Origin of the sequence: Streptococcus oriscaviae (assembly GCF_018137985.1) — a bacterium.
GTDB lineage: Bacteria > Bacillota > Bacilli > Lactobacillales > Streptococcaceae > Streptococcus > Streptococcus oriscaviae.
In genome coordinates, this window is the sequence record NZ_CP073084.1 from 184,919 (window position 1) to 204,034 (window position 19,116).

General features: G+C 41.4%; 21 protein-coding genes. 19 read left to right on the forward strand and 2 right to left on the reverse strand.

Annotated elements, in window-relative coordinates; all coding sequences use genetic code 11:
- The first annotated feature begins 40 nt into the window (after positions 1-40).
- The 10 genes from ndk (at position 41) to INT76_RS00930 (ending at position 10,725) form a co-directional block, all read left to right on the forward strand.
- Entirely contained in the window at positions 41-454 is a 414-nt protein-coding gene (gene ndk / locus INT76_RS00885; RefSeq protein ID WP_212571173.1) for a nucleoside-diphosphate kinase, read from the forward strand.
- A 248-nt stretch (positions 455-702) separates the two neighbouring features.
- Positions 703-2,535, forward strand: coding sequence for a translation elongation factor 4 (lepA, locus tag INT76_RS00890; RefSeq protein WP_212572978.1), 1,833 nt, complete (start codon positions 703-705; stop codon positions 2,533-2,535).
- A gap of 185 nt (positions 2,536-2,720) precedes the next feature.
- Positions 2,721-3,554 (forward strand): Cof-type HAD-IIB family hydrolase, encoded by an 834-nt coding sequence (locus INT76_RS00895; protein ID WP_212571175.1) that lies wholly within the window; start codon positions 2,721-2,723, stop codon positions 3,552-3,554.
- A gap of 19 nt (positions 3,555-3,573) precedes the next feature.
- A complete protein-coding gene (locus INT76_RS00900; RefSeq protein ID WP_212573079.1) occupies positions 3,574-3,816 on the forward strand; it encodes a hypothetical protein in 243 nt (80 codons plus the stop codon).
- Positions 3,817-3,829: 13 nt separating this feature from the next.
- Positions 3,830-4,318, forward strand: a complete 489-nt coding sequence (locus tag INT76_RS00905; protein ID WP_212571177.1) for a YkgJ family cysteine cluster protein — start codon at positions 3,830-3,832, stop codon at positions 4,316-4,318.
- A 194-nt stretch (positions 4,319-4,512) separates the two neighbouring features.
- Positions 4,513-6,336, forward strand: a complete 1,824-nt coding sequence (locus tag INT76_RS00910) for a DUF262 domain-containing protein (protein ID WP_212571179.1) — start codon at positions 4,513-4,515, stop codon at positions 6,334-6,336.
- A complete protein-coding gene (locus INT76_RS00915) occupies positions 6,302-8,548 on the forward strand; it encodes a DUF262 domain-containing protein (protein ID WP_212571182.1) in 2,247 nt (748 codons plus the stop codon). Before INT76_RS00910 ends, INT76_RS00915 begins: the two co-directional genes overlap by 35 nt.
- 143 nt (positions 8,549-8,691) lie before the next feature.
- Positions 8,692-9,378 carry a pyrimidine 5'-nucleotidase PynA gene (gene pynA, locus INT76_RS00920; protein ID WP_212571184.1) on the forward strand — a complete coding sequence of 229 codons (687 nt, stop codon included), beginning with the start codon at positions 8,692-8,694 and terminating at the stop codon, positions 9,376-9,378.
- A gap of 62 nt (positions 9,379-9,440) precedes the next feature.
- Positions 9,441-10,184, forward strand: a complete 744-nt coding sequence (gene ldcB / locus INT76_RS00925; RefSeq protein WP_212571192.1) for an LD-carboxypeptidase LdcB/DacB — start codon at positions 9,441-9,443, stop codon at positions 10,182-10,184.
- 97 nt (positions 10,185-10,281) lie between these two features.
- The gene (locus INT76_RS00930; RefSeq protein ID WP_212571194.1) at positions 10,282-10,725 is read left to right on the forward strand and encodes a VOC family protein; all 444 of its coding nucleotides are present in this window, start codon (positions 10,282-10,284) and stop codon (positions 10,723-10,725) included.
- Between the two features lie 18 nt (positions 10,726-10,743).
- Here INT76_RS00930 and INT76_RS00935 read toward each other — a convergent pair whose 3' ends face one another.
- Positions 10,744-12,366, reverse strand: a complete 1,623-nt coding sequence (locus tag INT76_RS00935) for a permease (protein WP_212571196.1) — start codon at positions 12,364-12,366, stop codon at positions 10,744-10,746.
- On the reverse strand, positions 12,363-13,109 hold the full coding sequence (locus tag INT76_RS00940) for an ABC transporter ATP-binding protein (RefSeq protein ID WP_212571198.1): 747 nt from the start codon (positions 13,107-13,109) through the stop codon (positions 12,363-12,365). Before INT76_RS00940 ends, INT76_RS00935 begins: the two co-directional genes overlap by 4 nt.
- 155 nt (positions 13,110-13,264) lie before the next feature.
- Between INT76_RS00940 and uvrC the strand changes: the two genes are divergently transcribed.
- From uvrC to INT76_RS00985, 9 genes are all read left to right on the forward strand, one after another.
- A complete protein-coding gene (gene uvrC, locus INT76_RS00945) occupies positions 13,265-15,043 on the forward strand; it encodes an excinuclease ABC subunit UvrC (RefSeq protein ID WP_212571200.1) in 1,779 nt (592 codons plus the stop codon).
- Between the two features lie 198 nt (positions 15,044-15,241).
- Positions 15,242-15,478 carry a hypothetical protein gene (locus tag INT76_RS00950; protein WP_212571202.1) on the forward strand — a complete coding sequence of 79 codons (237 nt, stop codon included), beginning with the start codon at positions 15,242-15,244 and terminating at the stop codon, positions 15,476-15,478.
- Positions 15,479-15,506: 28 nt separating this feature from the next.
- Complete coding sequence (locus INT76_RS00955; protein ID WP_212571205.1) at positions 15,507-15,746, forward strand: hypothetical protein; 240 nt, start codon at positions 15,507-15,509, stop codon at positions 15,744-15,746.
- A 55-nt stretch (positions 15,747-15,801) separates the two neighbouring features.
- The gene (locus tag INT76_RS00960) at positions 15,802-16,479 is read left to right on the forward strand and encodes an RHS repeat-associated core domain-containing protein (protein ID WP_212571208.1); all 678 of its coding nucleotides are present in this window, start codon (positions 15,802-15,804) and stop codon (positions 16,477-16,479) included.
- A complete protein-coding gene (locus INT76_RS00965) occupies positions 16,479-16,907 on the forward strand; it encodes an SMI1/KNR4 family protein (RefSeq protein WP_212571210.1) in 429 nt (142 codons plus the stop codon). Before INT76_RS00960 ends, INT76_RS00965 begins: the two co-directional genes overlap by 1 nt.
- A 223-nt stretch (positions 16,908-17,130) precedes the next feature.
- Positions 17,131-17,289, forward strand: coding sequence for a hypothetical protein (locus tag INT76_RS00970; protein WP_212571212.1), 159 nt, complete (start codon positions 17,131-17,133; stop codon positions 17,287-17,289).
- 50 nt (positions 17,290-17,339) lie between these two features.
- Positions 17,340-17,465, forward strand: coding sequence for a DUF4044 domain-containing protein (locus INT76_RS00975; protein ID WP_212571214.1), 126 nt, complete (start codon positions 17,340-17,342; stop codon positions 17,463-17,465).
- Positions 17,466-17,552: 87 nt separating this feature from the next.
- Positions 17,553-18,866: a GTPase ObgE gene (obgE, locus tag INT76_RS00980; RefSeq protein ID WP_212571216.1), complete on the forward strand. Its 1,314-nt coding sequence runs from the start codon at positions 17,553-17,555 to the stop codon at positions 18,864-18,866.
- Between the two features lie 52 nt (positions 18,867-18,918).
- Complete coding sequence (locus INT76_RS00985; RefSeq protein WP_212571218.1) at positions 18,919-19,113, forward strand: hypothetical protein; 195 nt, start codon at positions 18,919-18,921, stop codon at positions 19,111-19,113.
- Positions 19,114-19,116: the final 3 nt, after the last annotated feature.

Genomic DNA, 19,116 nt, shown 5'->3' on the forward strand with positions numbered 1-19,116 from the left:
TACAAGGTTAGGGAAGTTTCCCGCACATAAGGAGGTATCCATGCAACGAACATTTTTCATGATTAAACCAGACGCTGTTGAACGTGGTCTGATTGGACAAGTCCTTACACGCATTGAATGCAGAGGCTTTCGCATTGTTCAACTCAAGATGATGACAGCAGATAAGGATTTAATTGCTGCTCACTATGACCACCTCGTGGACAAGCCCTTCTTTCCAAAACTAGTTGACTACATGACTCGTGGTCCTCTGGTTGCTGGGATTATTGAAGGCCCTGAAGTAGTCAACTCTTGGAGAGATATGATGGGTGTAACCAATCCTTTAGAAGCTGCACCAGGAACTATCCGAGGGGATTATGCAACGGCACCTGTGGATGGAAATTTCTACAATGTTGTCCATGGATCAGACTGTCCAGAAGCGGCCGAACGAGAAATCGCCCTATGGCTTGGGCACTAGTCTTCAAATGAATGAAATTGGTAGGTAGACTGATTTTACTTATTAGAGTTCGCCTTAACATCTCAACGTCAACTTGGCTTGTGTTTTACACTCCAATCTGACCGATACAGATGTTAGCGAACTCTTTTTCGTTTAGCAAGTTCAAATTTTTTCACCCTGAGTTTTTCTCCCCATCCGCCGTTATTCTATCTAGCTAAATTCCTTGTCTTTTGATATAATAAAGAGTAATACCTTTAAAAGGATGAATGATGAACGTAAAAGAATTAAAACACCGTCAGGAGAAGATTCGTAACTTCTCCATTATTGCCCACATTGACCATGGAAAGTCAACCTTGGCAGACCGAATTTTAGAAAAAACAGAAACAGTTTCCAGTCGTGAGATGCAGGCCCAGTTGTTAGACAGCATGGACTTGGAGCGTGAGCGAGGCATTACCATCAAGCTCAACGCTATCGAGCTGAATTACAAGGCTAAAGATGGGGAAACCTATATTTTTCACTTGATTGATACCCCAGGACACGTTGACTTTACCTATGAAGTATCCCGTTCCTTGGCAGCCTGCGAAGGTGCAATCTTGGTAGTGGATGCGGCTCAGGGAATTGAGGCTCAAACTCTTGCCAATGTCTACCTTGCCTTAGATAATGATTTAGAAATTCTGCCTATCATCAACAAGATTGACCTTCCGGCAGCAGATCCCGAGCGGGTTCGTCAGGAGATTGAAGACGTTATTGGACTAGATGCGTCCGAGGCAGTCTTGACTTCTGCCAAGGCTGGAATCGGTATTGAAGAAATTCTGGAGCAGATTGTCGAAAAGGTTCCAGCGCCGACAGGTGATGTAGAAGCGCCACTTCAGGCCTTGATTTTCGACTCGGTTTATGACCCTTATCGGGGTGTTATTCTCCAAGTCCGTATTGTCAATGGTGTGGTGAAGCCCGGTGACACCATTCAAATGATGAGTAATGGTAAGACCTTTGATGTGACAGAGGTTGGTATCTTCACGCCCAAAGCTGTTGGACGGGACTTCCTTGCAACAGGTGATGTTGGTTATATCGCAGCATCCATCAAGACTGTTGCAGATACCCGTGTCGGTGACACAGTGACCTTAGCAGACAATCCGGCAGCTGCCCCATTGGATGGTTACAAGCAGATGAATCCAATGGTCTTTGCGGGTATCTATCCGATTGATTCTAACAAATACAATGATTTGCGTGAAGCCTTGGAAAAATTACAGCTCAACGATGCCAGCCTGCAATTTGAACCAGAAACATCACAGGCTCTTGGTTTTGGTTTCCGATGCGGTTTCCTTGGTTTGCTTCACATGGACGTTATTCAAGAGCGGATTGAACGTGAGTTTAACATCGACCTGATTATGACGGCACCGTCGGTCGTTTACCATGTCAATATGACAGACGGGGAAATGTTGGAAGTAGCCAATCCGTCCGAGTTTCCGGATCCGACCAAGATCAGCAACATCGAAGAACCCTACGTTAAGGCTCAGATTATGGTGCCGCAAGAATATGTGGGCGCTGTCATGGAGTTAGCTCAGCGCAAGCGGGGTGATTTTGTTACCATGGATTACATTGATGACAACCGTGTCAATGTCATCTACCAAATTCCTCTTGCAGAAATCGTCTTTGATTTCTTTGACAAACTCAAGTCTTCAACCCGTGGTTACGCAAGTTTTGATTATGAAATTTCGGAGTATCGTTCATCCAAACTGGTTAAGATGGACATTCTCCTCAATGGCGATAAGGTTGACGCGCTTAGCTTTATTGTTCACAAGGAATTTGCTTATGAACGCGGGAAAATCATCGTGGACAAGCTTAAGAAAATTATCCCTCGTCAACAATTTGAAGTGCCAATCCAAGCGGCAATCGGTCACAAAATTGTGGCGCGCAGCGACATCAAAGCCCTTCGTAAAAATGTCTTGGCCAAGTGTTATGGTGGCGACGTTTCCCGTAAACGCAAGCTCCTTGAAAAACAAAAGGCCGGCAAGAAACGGATGAAAGCCATTGGTTCTGTCGAAGTGCCTCAAGAAGCCTTTCTCAGTGTCCTTAGCATGGATGACGACGATAAAAAGTAAGCAGCAGCACATACCCAAAGCTTTATAGAATGGGTTCTCTCAATCTGTCATAGGCTAGGTCTTGATATTTTTGCATCGAGAGGTTGGACTTTGCGCCCAACCTCTTTGTAGGTCAGCAGGATTCGACAATATGGGAAAAAGCAGCCTGTCATGTTGAGAGCTGGAAAAAGTAAACAGGAGAACATATGTATCAGCTAATCGCCTTTGATATGGATGGTACCTTATTGACCAACCAGCACCTCATTGCGCCAGAGAGTCAAACAGCCATTCAGGCAGCCAGTCAAGCAGGTAAAGAAGTGGTGTTGTCCACTGGTCGTGCGCTTGTTGAAACAACCTTCTATCGGCAGGACTTACCCACTGTCCGCTATGCCATTTTAGCAAGCGGAGCCTTGGTCTATGATTATCAGGAAGAAAAGGTTCTAGCTAAACAGGCCATACCAGCTTCTATTGTGGACATCATCCGTAAACAGGTTGCTGAGGAAGACTTGATGGTAGTAGCTATGATTGATGGTCAGGTCTATGTTCAGGCTTCCCATGTTGAAGGAATCGCAGCCTATCATATGTCGCCCTACCAATCTCTCTATCATCAAGTGGCTGTCTTGGTTGAAAACTCTTGTGATTTGCTGGCTCAGGAGAGGAATCATTTTGAAAAAATCAATCTTTACCATCGCACAAAAGAGGCGCGTGACCTCACCTATCAACTACTTTCGCAGGAATCTATCACTATCGTTAAGTCAGAAGTGTCTGGAGTAGAGGTGACCGCAAAAGGTATGGAAAAAGGTCAAGGCTTAGGCTTTTTAAGTCGCTTGCTAGACATCCCTTTGGCAGCCTGTATTGCTGTTGGTGATGCAGATAATGATGAGAGTGCCATGAAGGTAGCAGGTCTTGGAGTGGCCATGGGAAATGCCAATGACAGGATTAAGGACTTGGCTGATGTTGTTGTTGCAGACAACAATAGCGGTGGTTGCGCCGAAGCCATTGAGCGTTATTTATTAAACAATTATCCAACTAAAAAATAGCAAAGAGTGAAGAAATAAGATGTCAACAAAACCAAAGAAAATCAAAGAACTAAAGAAACAAGAAGATGCCGACTCCAACCAAGACACTCCAGAAAAGGGGCTGAGTTTGGGCAGCATGTCAGGAATTTTCTTTATCCTGCTCTACGCCTTAGGTGTCTACACCAACCTCCGAACTGGTAACTATCTCATGGCCGGAGTCTGGTTTATCCTTATCGGGGTTAATCTCTTCTTTATTGTCCGCAATCGAAAACGGAAGAAATAGTGAGAAACCTGATATGGACATTGAAAAATACAGGCAATTAGCCCTGCAAAAGCGGGTGGAACACAAGAAATTTTTGGCCACCTTACGCAAGAAAGCCCCGAAAAATCTGGACAAAATTGTTCAGGAAATCCATGAAGAAGTCTTTTCGGAAATTGACTGCACCCAGTGTGCTAACTGTTGCAAAGATTTGGGACCTGATTTGACAGAAGCAGACATCACTCGAATTTCCAAGCACTTTCGTATGAAATTGCAGGAGTTTGAAGCGGCCTATCTTCAAGTGGATGAGGATGGGGACAAGGTGTTTCAGTGCATGCCCTGTCCATTTTTGGATTCAGACAATCTTTGTTCCATTTACGATGTCAGACCCAAGGCCTGTCGCGAGTTTCCCCATACAGACCGCAAGAAGATTTACCAAATCAACCACCTAACCCTCAAAAATACCCTGATCTGCCCAGCAGCCTATCTCTTTGTGGAAAAGTTGCGGCAAAGACTGGGGCAATAGTCCTGAATGCTTGATTCAGGGCTTTTTTTTTATAAATCTGTTTTAGCAATTGGAGATGAGAGAAAGTTTCTTGCAGTTGCAACTTCAAGTAAATCTTTGAAAACTTGGCTAAGAGACCAGTTTGTATGGTATGGGGTTATATATAAAAGATATGCTATGATATAATAGATATAAGTAAATGATGAGGTATTCAAATGAAGCAGTTGAGAATAGAAGATGTTGAGAGTTGGACAGAAATTAGTGAAAAAGTGGAATTAACAAGGAATGGAGCAGTGATAGGTTACTTTTCTCCAACTGAACCAATTATCACAAGAAACTTGAAAGAAATTCTTCAAAGTTCTACAAAATATTATATCCCATCCTACCAAAGAGGTTATCGATGGACAAAAAAACAAGTAGAAGATTTGCTCAATGATATTTGGGAATGGGGTGAGAACCAGGAAAAGTTTTTTCACACAGCAAAATCAGAGAAGGTTCTAAAATATTCATTGCAACCGATAGTATTGAAAACGCATGAAGGAGAGAAATTTGATTATGATTTAGTAGATGGTCAGCAGCGACTGACAACTCTATTCATTATTATGAAGGCTCTAAGAGAAGTCAATCGTGATATTCCACCAGTAAACTATTCCCTAGCTTATGAAACGAGAGATAGGAGCGTAGAGGGGAGTATTGGAAGCCAACAATTTCTAGTAAACTATTTAGCAGACAAGAGGAAAGCTACTGAAAATATTGATTTCTTTTTTATGAATCAAGCTTATGAAACTGCTAAAGATTGGTTTGAAGAAGATGAAGAGAGGAAGAAAAAATGGTTTGACCATTTGACGCATCCAGACTATGGAGCATTTTTGATTGTATACAATGCTAGTCAGGCTGGTGACAATCGAAGCTCTGAAGAAATTTTTTCAAATTTAAATGCTGGAAAAATTCCATTGGTTGATTCGGAATTGGTTAAAGGGCTCTTTCTTAAAAGTAGCAACTTTGATGAGAGTGCAGCGATAACTTCCATTGTGGAAATCTCTAGTGAATGGGACAGAATAGAGCGGAAATTAAGAGATAAAAACTTTTGGGCTTGGTTAGGACAAGATGAAACTGATCAGCCAAGGATTGATTTCATATTAAAAATAGTTGCCCAAGAGGATGATTTTTATCCATTTTTTGCTAAAAAATTAAAATCTGGTGGCCAGAAAAATACATCAGATACTTGGTTAGAAATTAAGAAATGTTTTATGACACTAGAAGATTGGTACGATGATCTTGAAATTTACCATTACATCGGTTATTTGAATCAAGTTGACTTTAAAACACACGCAATAAGAGCCTGTGTTAAAGAATATCATAGTGGAAATTTACAATTTAACGAGAAAATAGGAATCGAGAAACTTCTAGGTAACATAGATGAATTGACAATAGATAATAGTACAGAAGTAAGAAAATTATTGCTCTTATTTAATATTTTAACTTGTATCAAAACTAAGAATCAATTCAGATTTGATGCGTATAGAGCAACAGCTTATGATATCGAGCATATTTCTCCTAAAAGTGGATTCGATAATATGGGAGAGAAAGATAGAAAAGAGTGGTTGGCTGAGGTGAGAAGATCAGGTCTTTTTAATGAACAGCTTGAAGAAGTGGGGGAGGCTGTTGATGAAAATGTGGCAACGTTCAACAAATTGTATTCTAGTTTAATAGACAATGAGCGCCTTGGGGAAGATGATATTGATTCTATTGGGAATCTGTGCTTACTTGATTCAGAAACGAATCGTTCTTATGGCAATAAACCCTTTCCCTTGAAGGTGCAGAAAATCATCGAAGTAGATGCCATGCAAGATTATAATCGGTATCTATTACCCACAACCAAAAATGTTTTTTTAAAATACTATTCGGGATTAACTATCAATAATTTCAGCTGGAGTCAAGAAGATGCTGAAAAATATAAATTAGAAATAAAGGCTCTGTTAGAGCAGTTTAAAGGAAGTACAGATGAGAACAAGGTACCAGATAGAAAAATTACTTAGTGAATATATCGTTGAAATTCCATCTATTCAGCGTGACTACGCCTTTGGCCGTCGTGAAGCAAAAGAAAAACGTGAGCTTTTTGTGAAGACATTGTTTGAAAAAATGTCTTGCTCTGGGATTCATCTTGATTTTCTTTATGGTAAAGAAATCAATAATCGTTTTATTCTGCTGGATGGTCAACAGAGAATTACTACCTTGTGGCTAATAGCTACTTATATTTCAAAGAGAAGGAAAGAAGGAGCAGTCTGGTTAAACAACTTTTACTATGCAACTAGAACAAGTTCCAGAGAATTTTGTCAAGCCTTAATTGAAAATGACTGGCAGCCCGAGGACATTGATATAGACAATCATCGCCTGAAAGTTAAGTGGTTTTATAATTCTTGGAAATATGATCCTACAATTTCCGGTATGATTGCGACCCTAGATACGATTACGAGAGTTTTTGAAGATTATTCGGCAGTAACACTGTCAGACTTAAATAAAGTGAGTTTTTCCTTTTTAGATGTAGAAGAACTGGGACAACCTGAGGAGCTTTACTTAAAAATGAATTCTCGGGGAGTAGCGCTAACCCCATTTGAGAATTTTAAAGTTGCTTTGCTTAGTTACTGCAAAGAAAACAAGTGGTTTGATGAGAGAGAACTGAGTGAATTTTCAAGGAAGTTGGATACAGTTTGGGCAGATGTTTTTTGGGAATATCGTTCAGAGAATTTTCAAATTGATGAAGCCTACCTCGCTTTTATTATTCGATTTTTGTTAAATGAGTGGATAATCAAAACGGATAAGACTGCAAAAGAGGTTGAAGAGTCCAAGGAATACAAAGTCCTATCTAGTCAGGATTTTAAAGTTACGTTCTCCGCTGTGAAGGAGGTGATGACTAAAAAAAGTTTGGTAAAATTAGGTAGTGTTTTGGATAATTTGCAGAATAAAAAAGTGAGTGACTTCTTTCCGGATTTTGCAAAAGAATTAGAATTCTCTTTTATTCCCAACTATCATCAATCAGATATTAACCCCATCACACAAGTTAACCGAGTCATTTTTTTAGCAATTTCAAACTATCTTTCTAAGTCTACAATAGAGGAGGTTGCCTTTAAACAATGGATGCGGATTTCATGGAATATTGTCAACAACGCTGATATAAATAGTGTACCATCAATGATTGGTGCTTTGAAACTCATCAATGAATTAAGTGACTACTCTGACACTATATATGACTACTTATCAGGCTCTTTCACTTTGCAATCTGATTTTGCAAGTAATCAAGTGATAGAAGAAATTCAAAAATGTAGGCAAATTAAAAAGAACCCGTTGTACGAATCACTAATATTGGAAGCCGAAAGTAAAAAACTCTTTTCTGGTAGACTTCGTGATTTGATTCATATTGATGATGAGAATCAGTTTGTGTGGGAAGATTTCCATGTGGAACACTACGAAAAACTAAATTCGCTTACCCTGAGTGAAGATTCACAGGAAATTTTTAGACGTTCTCTGCTAGCATTTGGACTCAATAATTATCCTATGAATGCTGGAAAAATAAAAAATCGACCGAATACTGCTCCCCAAGAATACTTATTGCTTGAAAGTCCGACTAGTAGAGATGCTCGAAGCAACTGGTTGAAGCTAATTTCTGAAAACAAAACAAAATTAAAAGAATATCTCCAACTTTCTCAAAATCAAATAAATTCACTTGTTGATCGATTTGATCAAAATTCTCTTTATAGTCCACTTATTAAATATCCAATTTTATTTCATAAAAAATACATGAAAAGCTATAAAATCTTTAACAAAGATTTTAACTCAAAAGTTCAGCTACTCATTGAAACAAATGATCGTATTCAAGCTTATAGATACAGTAATATTGAAACAATTTTATTAACTGAAGAAGTAAAGACACAATATCCAGATGTAGAAAATCTTAATATTGGGTTTGGGAAAGGACAAAATGAATATCGGCAAGATAACTTAGTATTAGGCTTTGGCAATAAAGAACAGATGACTTCATTTGAAATACATTATTCTGATGAAACAAATAACTATATTATAAGAATGTTTCAAGAAAAGGGAGAGAGCCGAGATGCCTTAGAGTTTTGGAATAATAAAATCTCGGACAAATTTTCTGAAGAGGATTTCAAAGAAGATGGTTATTACAAAAGTTACCGCTCAAAAGAAGATGTTCTAGATATTATAGATAAACTCATCCCAGTCACCCATTGATTTTCATCAGGTTATTTTTAGAAACCTACAAAATATGATGATCCCAAAAATCCTTATAGCCATTTCTTGCAGACAAGCTTGGGAATCAGTTGGAATATGGTATAATGAAGATAATTTTATTGCTACACGCGAAAGGACCACCCATGCCTTACAAATTTCTACTTTTCGACCTTGACCACACCCTGCTGGACTTTAATGCGGGTGAAGAAGTGGCCCTGACCCAGTTTCTGCAGGAGATGGGGGTTGAGGATATTCTAGCGTTTAAAAATTATTATCGCCCCATGAATCAGGCCATGTGGAAGGATTTGGAGCAAAAGAAAATCAGCAAACAAGAACTGATTAACACTCGATTTTCACGCGCCTTTGCTCATTTTGGCCGGCAGGTGGATGGCCGCAAGCTGGCTCTAACCTATCAGGAGTTCATTGGCCGTCAGGGACAGATTTTCCAAGGGGCAGACCAACTTTTAGCAGAGCTGACTGATAGAGGATATCAGATCTATGGAGCGACTAATGGCGTGACCTACATTCAGGTTAACCGCATGGCCAACTCCCCAATCCAGACTTATTTTAAGGATGTCTTTATCTCTGAGCAGATGGGAACCCAGAAGCCCGAAGCGCTTTTTTATGAAAAAATAGCAGAGCGGATAGCTGGTTTTGAGAGGAAACAGTCGCTGATGATTGGAGATAGTTTAACCGCGGATGTGCAAGGCGGAAACAATGCTGGAATTGACACTGTTTGGTACAATCCCAACCGCTTAGCCAATACCAGCCTTGCTAAACCGACCTATACAGTATCCAATTACCAAGAATTATTGCAATTATTGAAATAGTTGGTATAATGGATACGACAGAAAGAAGCCGTCATTTGTTCAAGTAGAAAGTGGTGATCGAGATGAAACGAATACTCTTGTGCGCAGTGCCCATCCTCTTACTTTTAGCAGCGTGTGGCAGTAAGCCGACGGAAACCAAGCAGTCGTCCAGCTCCTCTTCAACAGTGGAGAGTCAGGAAAGTAGTCAGCATCAAACCAGCACCAGCAGTTCAGCCAGTACAGAAACCACCACAGAAACGCCCCAGACTGTCAGCGGAGCGGTTAACCATAATGGCAGTTATTACAGTGTTGAGGGGAAATATGGCGAAGTGATTATCGTCAACAAGAAGCATCCCCTAGCCAGTGACTACGCCCCAGGAGAAAATCCAGAAGCCAAGGCCGCTTTTTCAACGCTGCAGGCAGATATGATAGCACAGGGATTTGCCTTATCCCAGAGTTATAGTGGTTTTCGTTCCTATGAAACTCAGGCGGGCTTGTACCAGTCCTATGTTAGTCAGGATGGACAAGCAAATGCTGACCGCTATTCAGCCCGTCCTGGTTACAGTGAGCATCAAACAGGCCTAGCCTTCGATTTGATTGACGCTAGCGGCAATCTCTTAGAAGAACCAACAGCAGCTCAATGGCTTCGTCATCACGCCCATGAATATGGCTTTATTGTCCGTTACTTACCTGAAAAAGAAGGAATCACAGGCTATATGGCAGAGGCATGGCATATCCGTTATATTGGCAAGGAAGCCACAGATATTTACGAATCAGGACTAACTCTAGAGGAATACTATGGCGTTCCCGGAGGTGACTACGAATAGAAGGTGACAACCTTCTATTTTTTTGCAAGTCGTTACAATTGTCCGTACCAATGTTACATGATATAATAAGAAGCCCCATAGGGCTAGGAGGAAAATCATGCTAAAAGCCATGGAAGTTTATTTGGTTACCAACGGTAACGGTATTGAAGCTATTGAGTTTTATAAACAAGCACTCGGTGCAACCGTTGAGCAGGTCAATCTCTACAAGGATTTCTTGCCGGATTGCCCAGCTGAATTGGAAAATTTTGTCATGAATGCCCAGTTCCGTTTGAACGGTCAGCGCTTCATGCTATCTGACAACAATCCTGAAATGCCATTTACTCAAGGTGACAATATCACAGTCGCTTTGATTACGGATGATGCTGAAACAGCTCAAGAACTGTTTGCCAAGCTGTCTGATGGGGCACAGAAGATCCACATGGACTTGCAGGCGGTGCCTTGGTCACCAGCTTATGGAAACTTGACAGATAAGTTCGGTATCAATTGGCAAATCAATGCAGAGGTAGCAGGCTACGGTCAAGAATTTTACGCAGAAAAATAAGGTTGGAGCGATCCAACCTTATTTTATTACAAGCTTCTTCCAGTAGGCAAAAAGGAAAAACGCCTGAGCACTTAGGGCAATGAGAAAGAGGATACAGCATAAACCTAAACTAATCATTAGCGGGTCAATGACTTGTGCAAGGGAGAAACTTAAAACCAGCAGCAAACTGCCACCGAGCATACCCAAGAGGATTGTTCCTCCAAATATCCATTGACCCGATCCTCTGGTAAAGAGTTGGTTGATATTCTGCCAGTTGAGGACGAGGAGTCGTTGATCTCTCCAGTAGTAAAGCTGTCCCAACAGAAAGGCGGAAACAAGAATACCAACTATAAAGCTGAGTGTAAGCAAGAGAGGAAGTTTAAAAAGCAACAGACAGATTAGGAAGTAGAGCAGAGTTGGAATACTAAACTGGATGAAGGAAAGTAAGAGGAATTTTTGAATGGTAAAGCTTTGAAATGGGAGCGGCAGGCTTCTGATGAAATGATAATTGTTCCTTTCTAAAGACATTGCAACTCCGAGAAAGGTACTTGGGCCAACAAAGAAACAGCCCATAATGACACCAGCCAGAAGGAAGATACCAAAATAATCATTACCCAGCTGAGATAGATTCATTTTATCGCCGTTATTAAGGAGGGGTGGAATCATGGCGACTCCAAAGATGATGGGCTGGATAAAGGATTGAGTGATAAGGGTGCTGTCCTTTAGGGTTGATAGGTGATGTTTGATGAGTGCTTGTCGGAGAGTGCTAGCTTCCTTGCGGACGGGGCTAGCTTTTTTGGATGTACCTGTACCTCTGGCCTGAATATGGAGAATCTGATTGAAGTAATTAGGAACAATGCGGAGATAGACTAGGAAAAGCAAGAACCCTAATAAGAGAAGTGGTAGCCAAAAATGCAGCAGACTGTCAGTGGAAAAAGGCTGCGCAATGATGTCATGAAGTCCTCTAAAGAAAGGGAGAATAGGGGCTGAAATAGAGCCGTCTGTGTGAATTGTCATCGTGTGGTTGGTCTGCAGGTACATGATGGACATGAAGGCCAAGAGAGAAGAAAGAACCATGAGACCAGTCGAAATGGTCTTTTTGTAAGGGCTACGGGTCAGGACTTGACCGATAACATTTAGGAGAATCAGTGCTAGGACATTGACGCTTAGAAAAAGGATGAAAAAACTGGGAATCGCTAGCAAGGTTACCCATACAGACTGGCTGATTTGCCAATAGCAAATCAAAAGAAGACTAAGACAAGGCATGAGGAAGGGCAAGACCATTCCCTGAGAAGAGAGGAGCTTGGCTAGATAGACTTCCTGAGGTTTGACAGGAAGAGCCAGATAAATTTTTGTATCATGGCTATCATAAAAGACAGAGAAAAGCCCTGTAAAACCATAGATGGTAGCGACAAGAGTCAAAAGAGCCAGCTGCATGGAAAAATAGCCGATAGATTTACTGTAATCAATTCCTATAAAAAGATATAAGTAGATAAACAGAAAAAAGAAAAGCAGGGCTGCCTGTCGCATCAAGACACTCTTATAAGCTGAAAAAGAAGCATCCTTGCGAGCAGCCTGAACCTTTTTGACAGCCACCATACCTTGCGGGTTGGAGTAGAGAATGTTGATTTTGATAAGTTCCCAAATAACGGCCCATTTCATAAGTCATCACCTGCTTTCTCTTGAACTTGGCGGCCCGCTAGTTCTAAGTAGATGGTTTCTAAGTCCTTGTCTGGATAATGACTTTTTAGCTGTTCAAGACTGCCCACGAAGATAATTTTTCCTTTTCGGAGAATAGCAATGCGGTCACAGAGTTGCTCGGCCACAGCTAAAACGTGGGTCGAAAAGATGACGGTATTGCCAGCTTGAGCTTGCTCCTTCATCAGCTGTTTGAGATCATAAGAAGCTTGCGGGTCTAAACCTGTCAGGGGTTCGTCCAAAATCCAAATATCAGGATTAGGAACCAAGGCACCAATGACAATGGTTTTTTGCCGCATACCATGCGAAAAATTATCAATGGCTTCATGCTGACGGCTAGTCATATCAAAAAGTTCGGCCAACTGCTGAATCCGTTGATTAACCGTTTCCTTGGGCACACCGTAGATGCTGCCCATAAAATGCCAATATTCGTAAGCTGTTAGGTTGAGAAAAATATCGGGCGAATCAGGTACATAGGCAATCCGTTTCTTGATGGCTTCTCGATTTTTTTCCAATTCTAATCCATCCACGGTGATTTTTCCCTGACTAGGAGTGATAATCGAAGTCAGGAGACTGATAGCAGTGGTTTTTCCAGCTCCATTATGACCGATTAAGCCGAAAATTTCCCCATTTTCTATCGTCAAGTTCAGGTTATCAAGGGCAAGCACTTCCCCGTATCGTTTGGTAATTTGCTCAAATTGAATCATTGTTCTACCTCTTTTCCATAAAAAACTATCAGTTTATAAAACGCTTTCATTACCGTCATTATACTACTTTCGCCCTTCTTGTCAAGTATTTTTAGGTAGAAATCAACAAATAACTTAGAAGGGGCAAATCCCTTTATTTTTGGTATAATAGAGCCATGAATGAAACAATCAAACATAAGCTGGAGCTGCTTCCAGACAGCCCAGGCTGCTATTTGCATAAGAACCAATATGGAAAAATTATCTATGTCGGCAAGGCCAAAAACTTGAAAAATCGAGTTCGGTCTTATTTTCGAGGTGCCCACGATACCAAGACAGAGGCGTTGGTTGCTGAGATTGCTGACTTTGAGTTTATTGTGACGGATTCTAATATCGAAGCCCTCCTACTGGAAATCAATCTGATTCAGGAGAATAAGCCGCGTTATAACATTATGCTCAAGGATGACAAATCCTATCCTTTCATAAAAATTAGCAATGAACGGCACCCAAGACTGATGATTACTCGCCAGATTAAAAAGGATGGCGGTCAATACTTTGGGCCTTATCCAGATGTAGGAGCGGCCAATCAGACCCTCAAGCTTCTTGAGCGCCTCTATCCATTTCGTAAATGCAAATTACCTGAACACCAATTCTGTCTGTATTACCATTTGGGGCAATGCTTAGCCCATGGCGAGCAGTTGCCTAGCAGGGAAGATTACGCCCAAATGGCAGCAGAGGTCAGTCAATTTTTGACAGGACATGACGATAAGATTATCAAGCAACTCAAAGAAAAAATGGCGACTGCCGCGTCTAATTTGGAGTTTGAGCGGGCAGCAGAGTACCGCGACCTGCTCCAGTCCATCTCCACCTTGCGCACCAAACAGCGGATCATGGCGAAAGATTTGCAGAACCGCGATGTTTTTGGCTACTATGTTGACAAGGGCTGGATGTGTGTGCAAGTTTTCTTTGTCCGTCAAGGAAAATTGATTGAGCGGAATGTCAATCTCTTTCCTTACTACAATGATGCGGATCAGGATTTTTTGACCTACATTGGACAATTTTACCGCGATCAGCAGCACTTGATTCCTAATGAAGTCTTGATACCGCAAGATATTGATGAGGAAGCAGTCCGTGCTTTAGTGGACACCAAGGTGGTTAAGCCTAAGATTGGAGAGAAAAAACAGCTAGTAAATCTAGCTACCAAGAATGCAAGGGTCAGTCTGGAACAAAAATTCAACCTTCTTGAGAAAAATCAAGAAAAAACTCAGGGAGCAGTTGATAATCTTGGTAAGCTATTAGGGATACCAACGCCCTTGCGGATTGAGGCCTTTGACAATTCCAACATCATGGGAACCAGTCCAGTGTCTGCCATGGTTGTCTTTGAACATGGACAAGCCAATAAAAAAGAATACCGAAAGTACAAGATTAAAACAGTTGATGGGCCGGATGATTATGCTTCTATGAGGGAAGTCCTCCGCCGGCGTTACAGTCGGGTGTTGAGAGAGGGTTTGACACCGCCTGATTTGATTATCATTGATGGCGGGCAGGGACAGGTCAATGTTGCCAAGTCTGTTGTCGAAGATGAGCTGGGAATGACTATTCCTATCGCAGGTCTTCAAAAAAATGATAGACACCAAACTCATGAATTGCTGTATGGCAGCCCTCTGGAAGTGGTTGAGTTGCCGCGCAATTCGCAGGAATTTTTCCTTTTGCAGCGCATACAGGATGAAGTCCATCGTTTTGCGGTTAGCTTTCACCGGCAGCTCCGCTCTAAGAATTCCTTTAGTTCCAGATTGGATGGTATCGAAGGCTTGGGGCCAAAGCGCAAGCAAGCCCTGCTCAAAACCTTTAAATCTATTGCCAATATACAAGCTGCCAGCCTTCAGGAAATTGCCGAAGCCGGCATTCCTTATAAAGTAGCAGAGAAAGTGAAGGAGCAGTTGGGAAGCGAGGATTGATAATAGTAAGGAATATTTTTGTATAATATTAAGGACGGTAACGTTTTTGATTTTGATTTAGCTCGTTTACATATCACTTAGTGGGGCGATTGCGGTCGAATTTAGCCAAAAATTTGCAAAAAATCAGCCGAAACCGACCGCTTACATGGTCAAAACGATTTGCAGAAACAAAATCATGGGGTTTTCTATGGAGATCCAGTGGAAGTAACAAATAGTGCTTGGAGTAATAAAGGTGGTGTCACACCTATATCTGAAGGTGGAACAGATGTTTATCATATTCCAAGAGCTAATTCTGGCTATGCAGGGGGATACTCTGGACAAGGTCAAAATCTAAATCATATAACTATAGTAACAAAATCAGGTTCAAATCAAATAATTACGGCATTTCCCTCATCTGGTCCAAAAGTAACAGAGGCGAATTTTGGAATTAGATAAGTATAAAATAAGCATATTGAGGTTTATTATGAGATCAGAATATTATAAAACAAAATGGTGTCCTATATGTGATCAAGGATGGGTTGAAATAGTGAGTGTTATTTCTACAGGAGAATTAGTCTTATGTTGTTCCGAGTGTGAGTCAGAATGGAGAGATCCAACTAATATCATGAATAATACTGTTGAAACTTACAATAATGAACCAATCCAAGCAGCCGATTGGAAAGATATTGTAGAAAAAGATTGGGATAAATACGTTATAGAATAAGAAAGGACAACTGCACTATACCATCAGCGACCAAATCGGCACCATCACCGAGCTGATGACGGAAGACGACTATATCGACTACCGCCAAAAACTCAACTTATGGGGCGAAGCGGAGATTGACGGCTATCGCCATTATGCGGCGAATGACAGCACACCCCTCACCTGTAATCACCGTTTTGTCGGACAATACTACGACGAAGAAAGCGGCTTGCATTACAACCGTTTCCGTTATTATTCCCCTGAAACGGGGCAGTATGTCAGCTCAGAACCGATAGGGTTGCTAGGCGGATTTAATCCGTATGGGTATGCGTTTAACCCGACGGGGTGGGTGGATCCGTTGGGGTCGGCGGTTTGTCCTATCCAAAAACTAAAGGATAGAGGATATGAAGGAGTTACACAAACTCAAAATGGTGGTTTAGATTATTCTGGTAGTAATGCACTTTATAGTAATCCTAAAAAACCAGACGTAAACCCTATTCAAACTATTGAATATACAGGGGATTATCATACTGATTTTGAAAGAGCTAGTATGCAAGCATTAGGACAAAAAAGTACGCCAAGAGGTTATGTTTGGCACCATATGGATTATGATCCACAGACCAATACGGGGATAATGCAATTAGTTAAACAAGATGCGCATAGAGGAATTCCTCATCGGGGAGGGGTTGCTGATTATAAGGCTGCGCATCCAGATATAGAATCTTATATTTTTCAAGCATGGGGAAGAAACTAATGACCTTATTATTACAAAATACAGACGAAAAAATTTCTAAGGAAGATTTTTTTGAATTTGAAACTAAAATCAAACAAAAGTTGCCTATTTCAATGATGAACTTTTATCTAAAATATAATGGAGGACAACCTAATTTACTTTATGTACATGATAAAAAACATGTTTTCCCTTTTAATGCTTTCTATTCATTGACGGAAATTATTGATTCATTGAAATGGTTTGACGAAGATGTGCTTCCTTCGGGATTTAAAGTCGAGAATTTATTGCATTTTGCTTATGACCCAGGTTCAGGTAATTACGCAATGTCATTAAGAGATTCTGACTTTGGGAAAATATATTTTTATGTATTAGAGGAAAAAGCTGAAATACATGGTGAATGGGATTCTTTTGACGAGTTTATAAATAGTTTTATTGCAAACGGGAGTTGAATGAAAGGAGGGTAAGTAAACGATTTATTTTAGCTGAAATTTTACAAGAAAACAGACTAAAACTAGCCACTTGCTTCTGATTTCGAGCATTTATTCTGAAACTGTTCATTATTATTTAATACCAAGTGGTTTTATTTAATTCTTCTGATGTAGCTAGAATAGCAGAGATAAATCCTGTAAAAATTGATATTTAGTTAATTAATCCCTTAGTAAACAATTCTTAATGTTGCACTATACCGTCAGCGACCAAATCGGCACCATCACCGAGCTGATGACCGAAGACGGCTATATCGACTACCGCCAAAAACTCAACTTGTGGGGCGAAGCAGAAATCGACGGTTATCGCCACTATGCCGCGATGATAACTCATTCGTTGAAATAATGCGACTTCCATGGTATAATGAAGGGCAAACGACTGTAAAGGAGAAACCAATGGCTTTCGGAGAAGACAAACATAAGAAAACAACTTTTGAGAAAGTAACCTTGATTATCGTTGTTTTAATGGTTTTAGCAACGATTGCAGGCCTTGTATTACCAGCAATCAGTGCCATTATGTAAAAAGAGGGCTGGGAGATTTCCTAGCCCCATTTTTGAGGGTCTTCCTCCCCAGTCAATCACTAGCAAGCAAGAAAGATAGGTAAATAGATGAGTATGTTTTTAGATACCGCGAAGATTAAGGTCAAGGCGGGTAAAGGCGGCGATGGCATGGTGGCCTTTCGCCGTGAAAAATACGTTCCCAACGGTGGACCTTGGGGTGGCGATGGGGGGCGTGGGGGCAACGTTGTTTTCGTCGTTGACGAAGGCTTGCGTACCCTGATGGATTTCCGTTACAACCGTATCTTTAAGGCAGAAGCCGGTGAGAAAGGGATGACCAAAGGGATGCACGGTCGTGGTGCAGCCGATTTGATTGTCCGTGTTCCTCAAGGTACAACTGTCCGCGATGCAGATACTGGAAAAATCATTACAGATTTGGTTGAACACGGTCAAGAGTTTATTATCGCTCATGGTGGAAGAGGCGGTCGCGGGAATATCCGCTTTGCGACTCCTAAAAATCCTGCCCCAGAAATTGCAGAGAATGGGGAACCAGGTGAAGAACGAAACCTAGAATTAGAATTGAAAGTCTTGGCTGATGTCGGCCTAGTCGGCTTCCCATCTGTTGGAAAATCAACCCTTCTCAGTGTCATTACTGCTGCTAAACCAAAAATCGGTGCCTACCATTTTACTACCATCGTTCCAAACCTAGGCATGGTGCGTACCAAGTCGGGTGAATCTTTTGCTGTTGCAGATTTACCAGGTCTGATTGAAGGGGCAAGTCAAGGGGTGGGTCTTGGAACCCAATTCCTCCGTCATATTGAGCGGACACGCGTTATTCTTCATGTCTTGGATATGTCTGCCAGTGAGGGACGAGATCCCTATGAAGATTACGAGGCCATCAACCATGAGCTGGAAACCTATAATCTTCGCTTGATGGAACGCCCGCAGATTATCGTCGCCAACAAGATGGACATGCCAGAGGCGGAAGAAAATCTGAAGGAATTTAAGAAAAAATTGGCAGCCAACTATGATGAATTTGATGAACTGCCACAGATTTTCCCAATTTCAGGAATTGCCCACCAAGGCTTGGACAATCTTTTAGAAGCAACGGCTGAATTACTAGAGAAAACACCAGAATTCTTGCTCTATGACGAGTCCGACTTCCAGCAGGAAGAGGCCTACTATGGATTGAACCCTGATGAGCCAGAATTTGACATCAGCCGTGCAGATGATGCAAGTTGGATTCTTTCTGGTGATAAGCTAGAAAAACTCTTTACCATGACTAATTTTGACCGAGATGAGTCAGTCATGAAATTTGCCCGTCAACTGCGTGGCATGGGAGTGGACGAAGCCTTGCGCGCGCGTGGTGCCAAAGACGGTGACATCGTTCGCATCGGCAAGTTTGAATTTGAGTTTGTGGATTAACGTTGGAATCACATCTAAGTCCTAAAGGACTTGATGTGATACGGTAGTCGCTATGGCGATCTACCTACCAACCTTACTAACTTCACCCAAATGGTATTATCGACCATTTGGGTTCCGTGTCGTAACCAGTCAGGTATGGTGGCTTTGGTTGAGCCAAAAAACTCAAGAGCGAGGAAGTCTGGGGATAGACTGTCTCAGCTGGCCGCCTGGAAACAAGGAAGCGACCATGTCCGGGGGACAGTTTTAATCC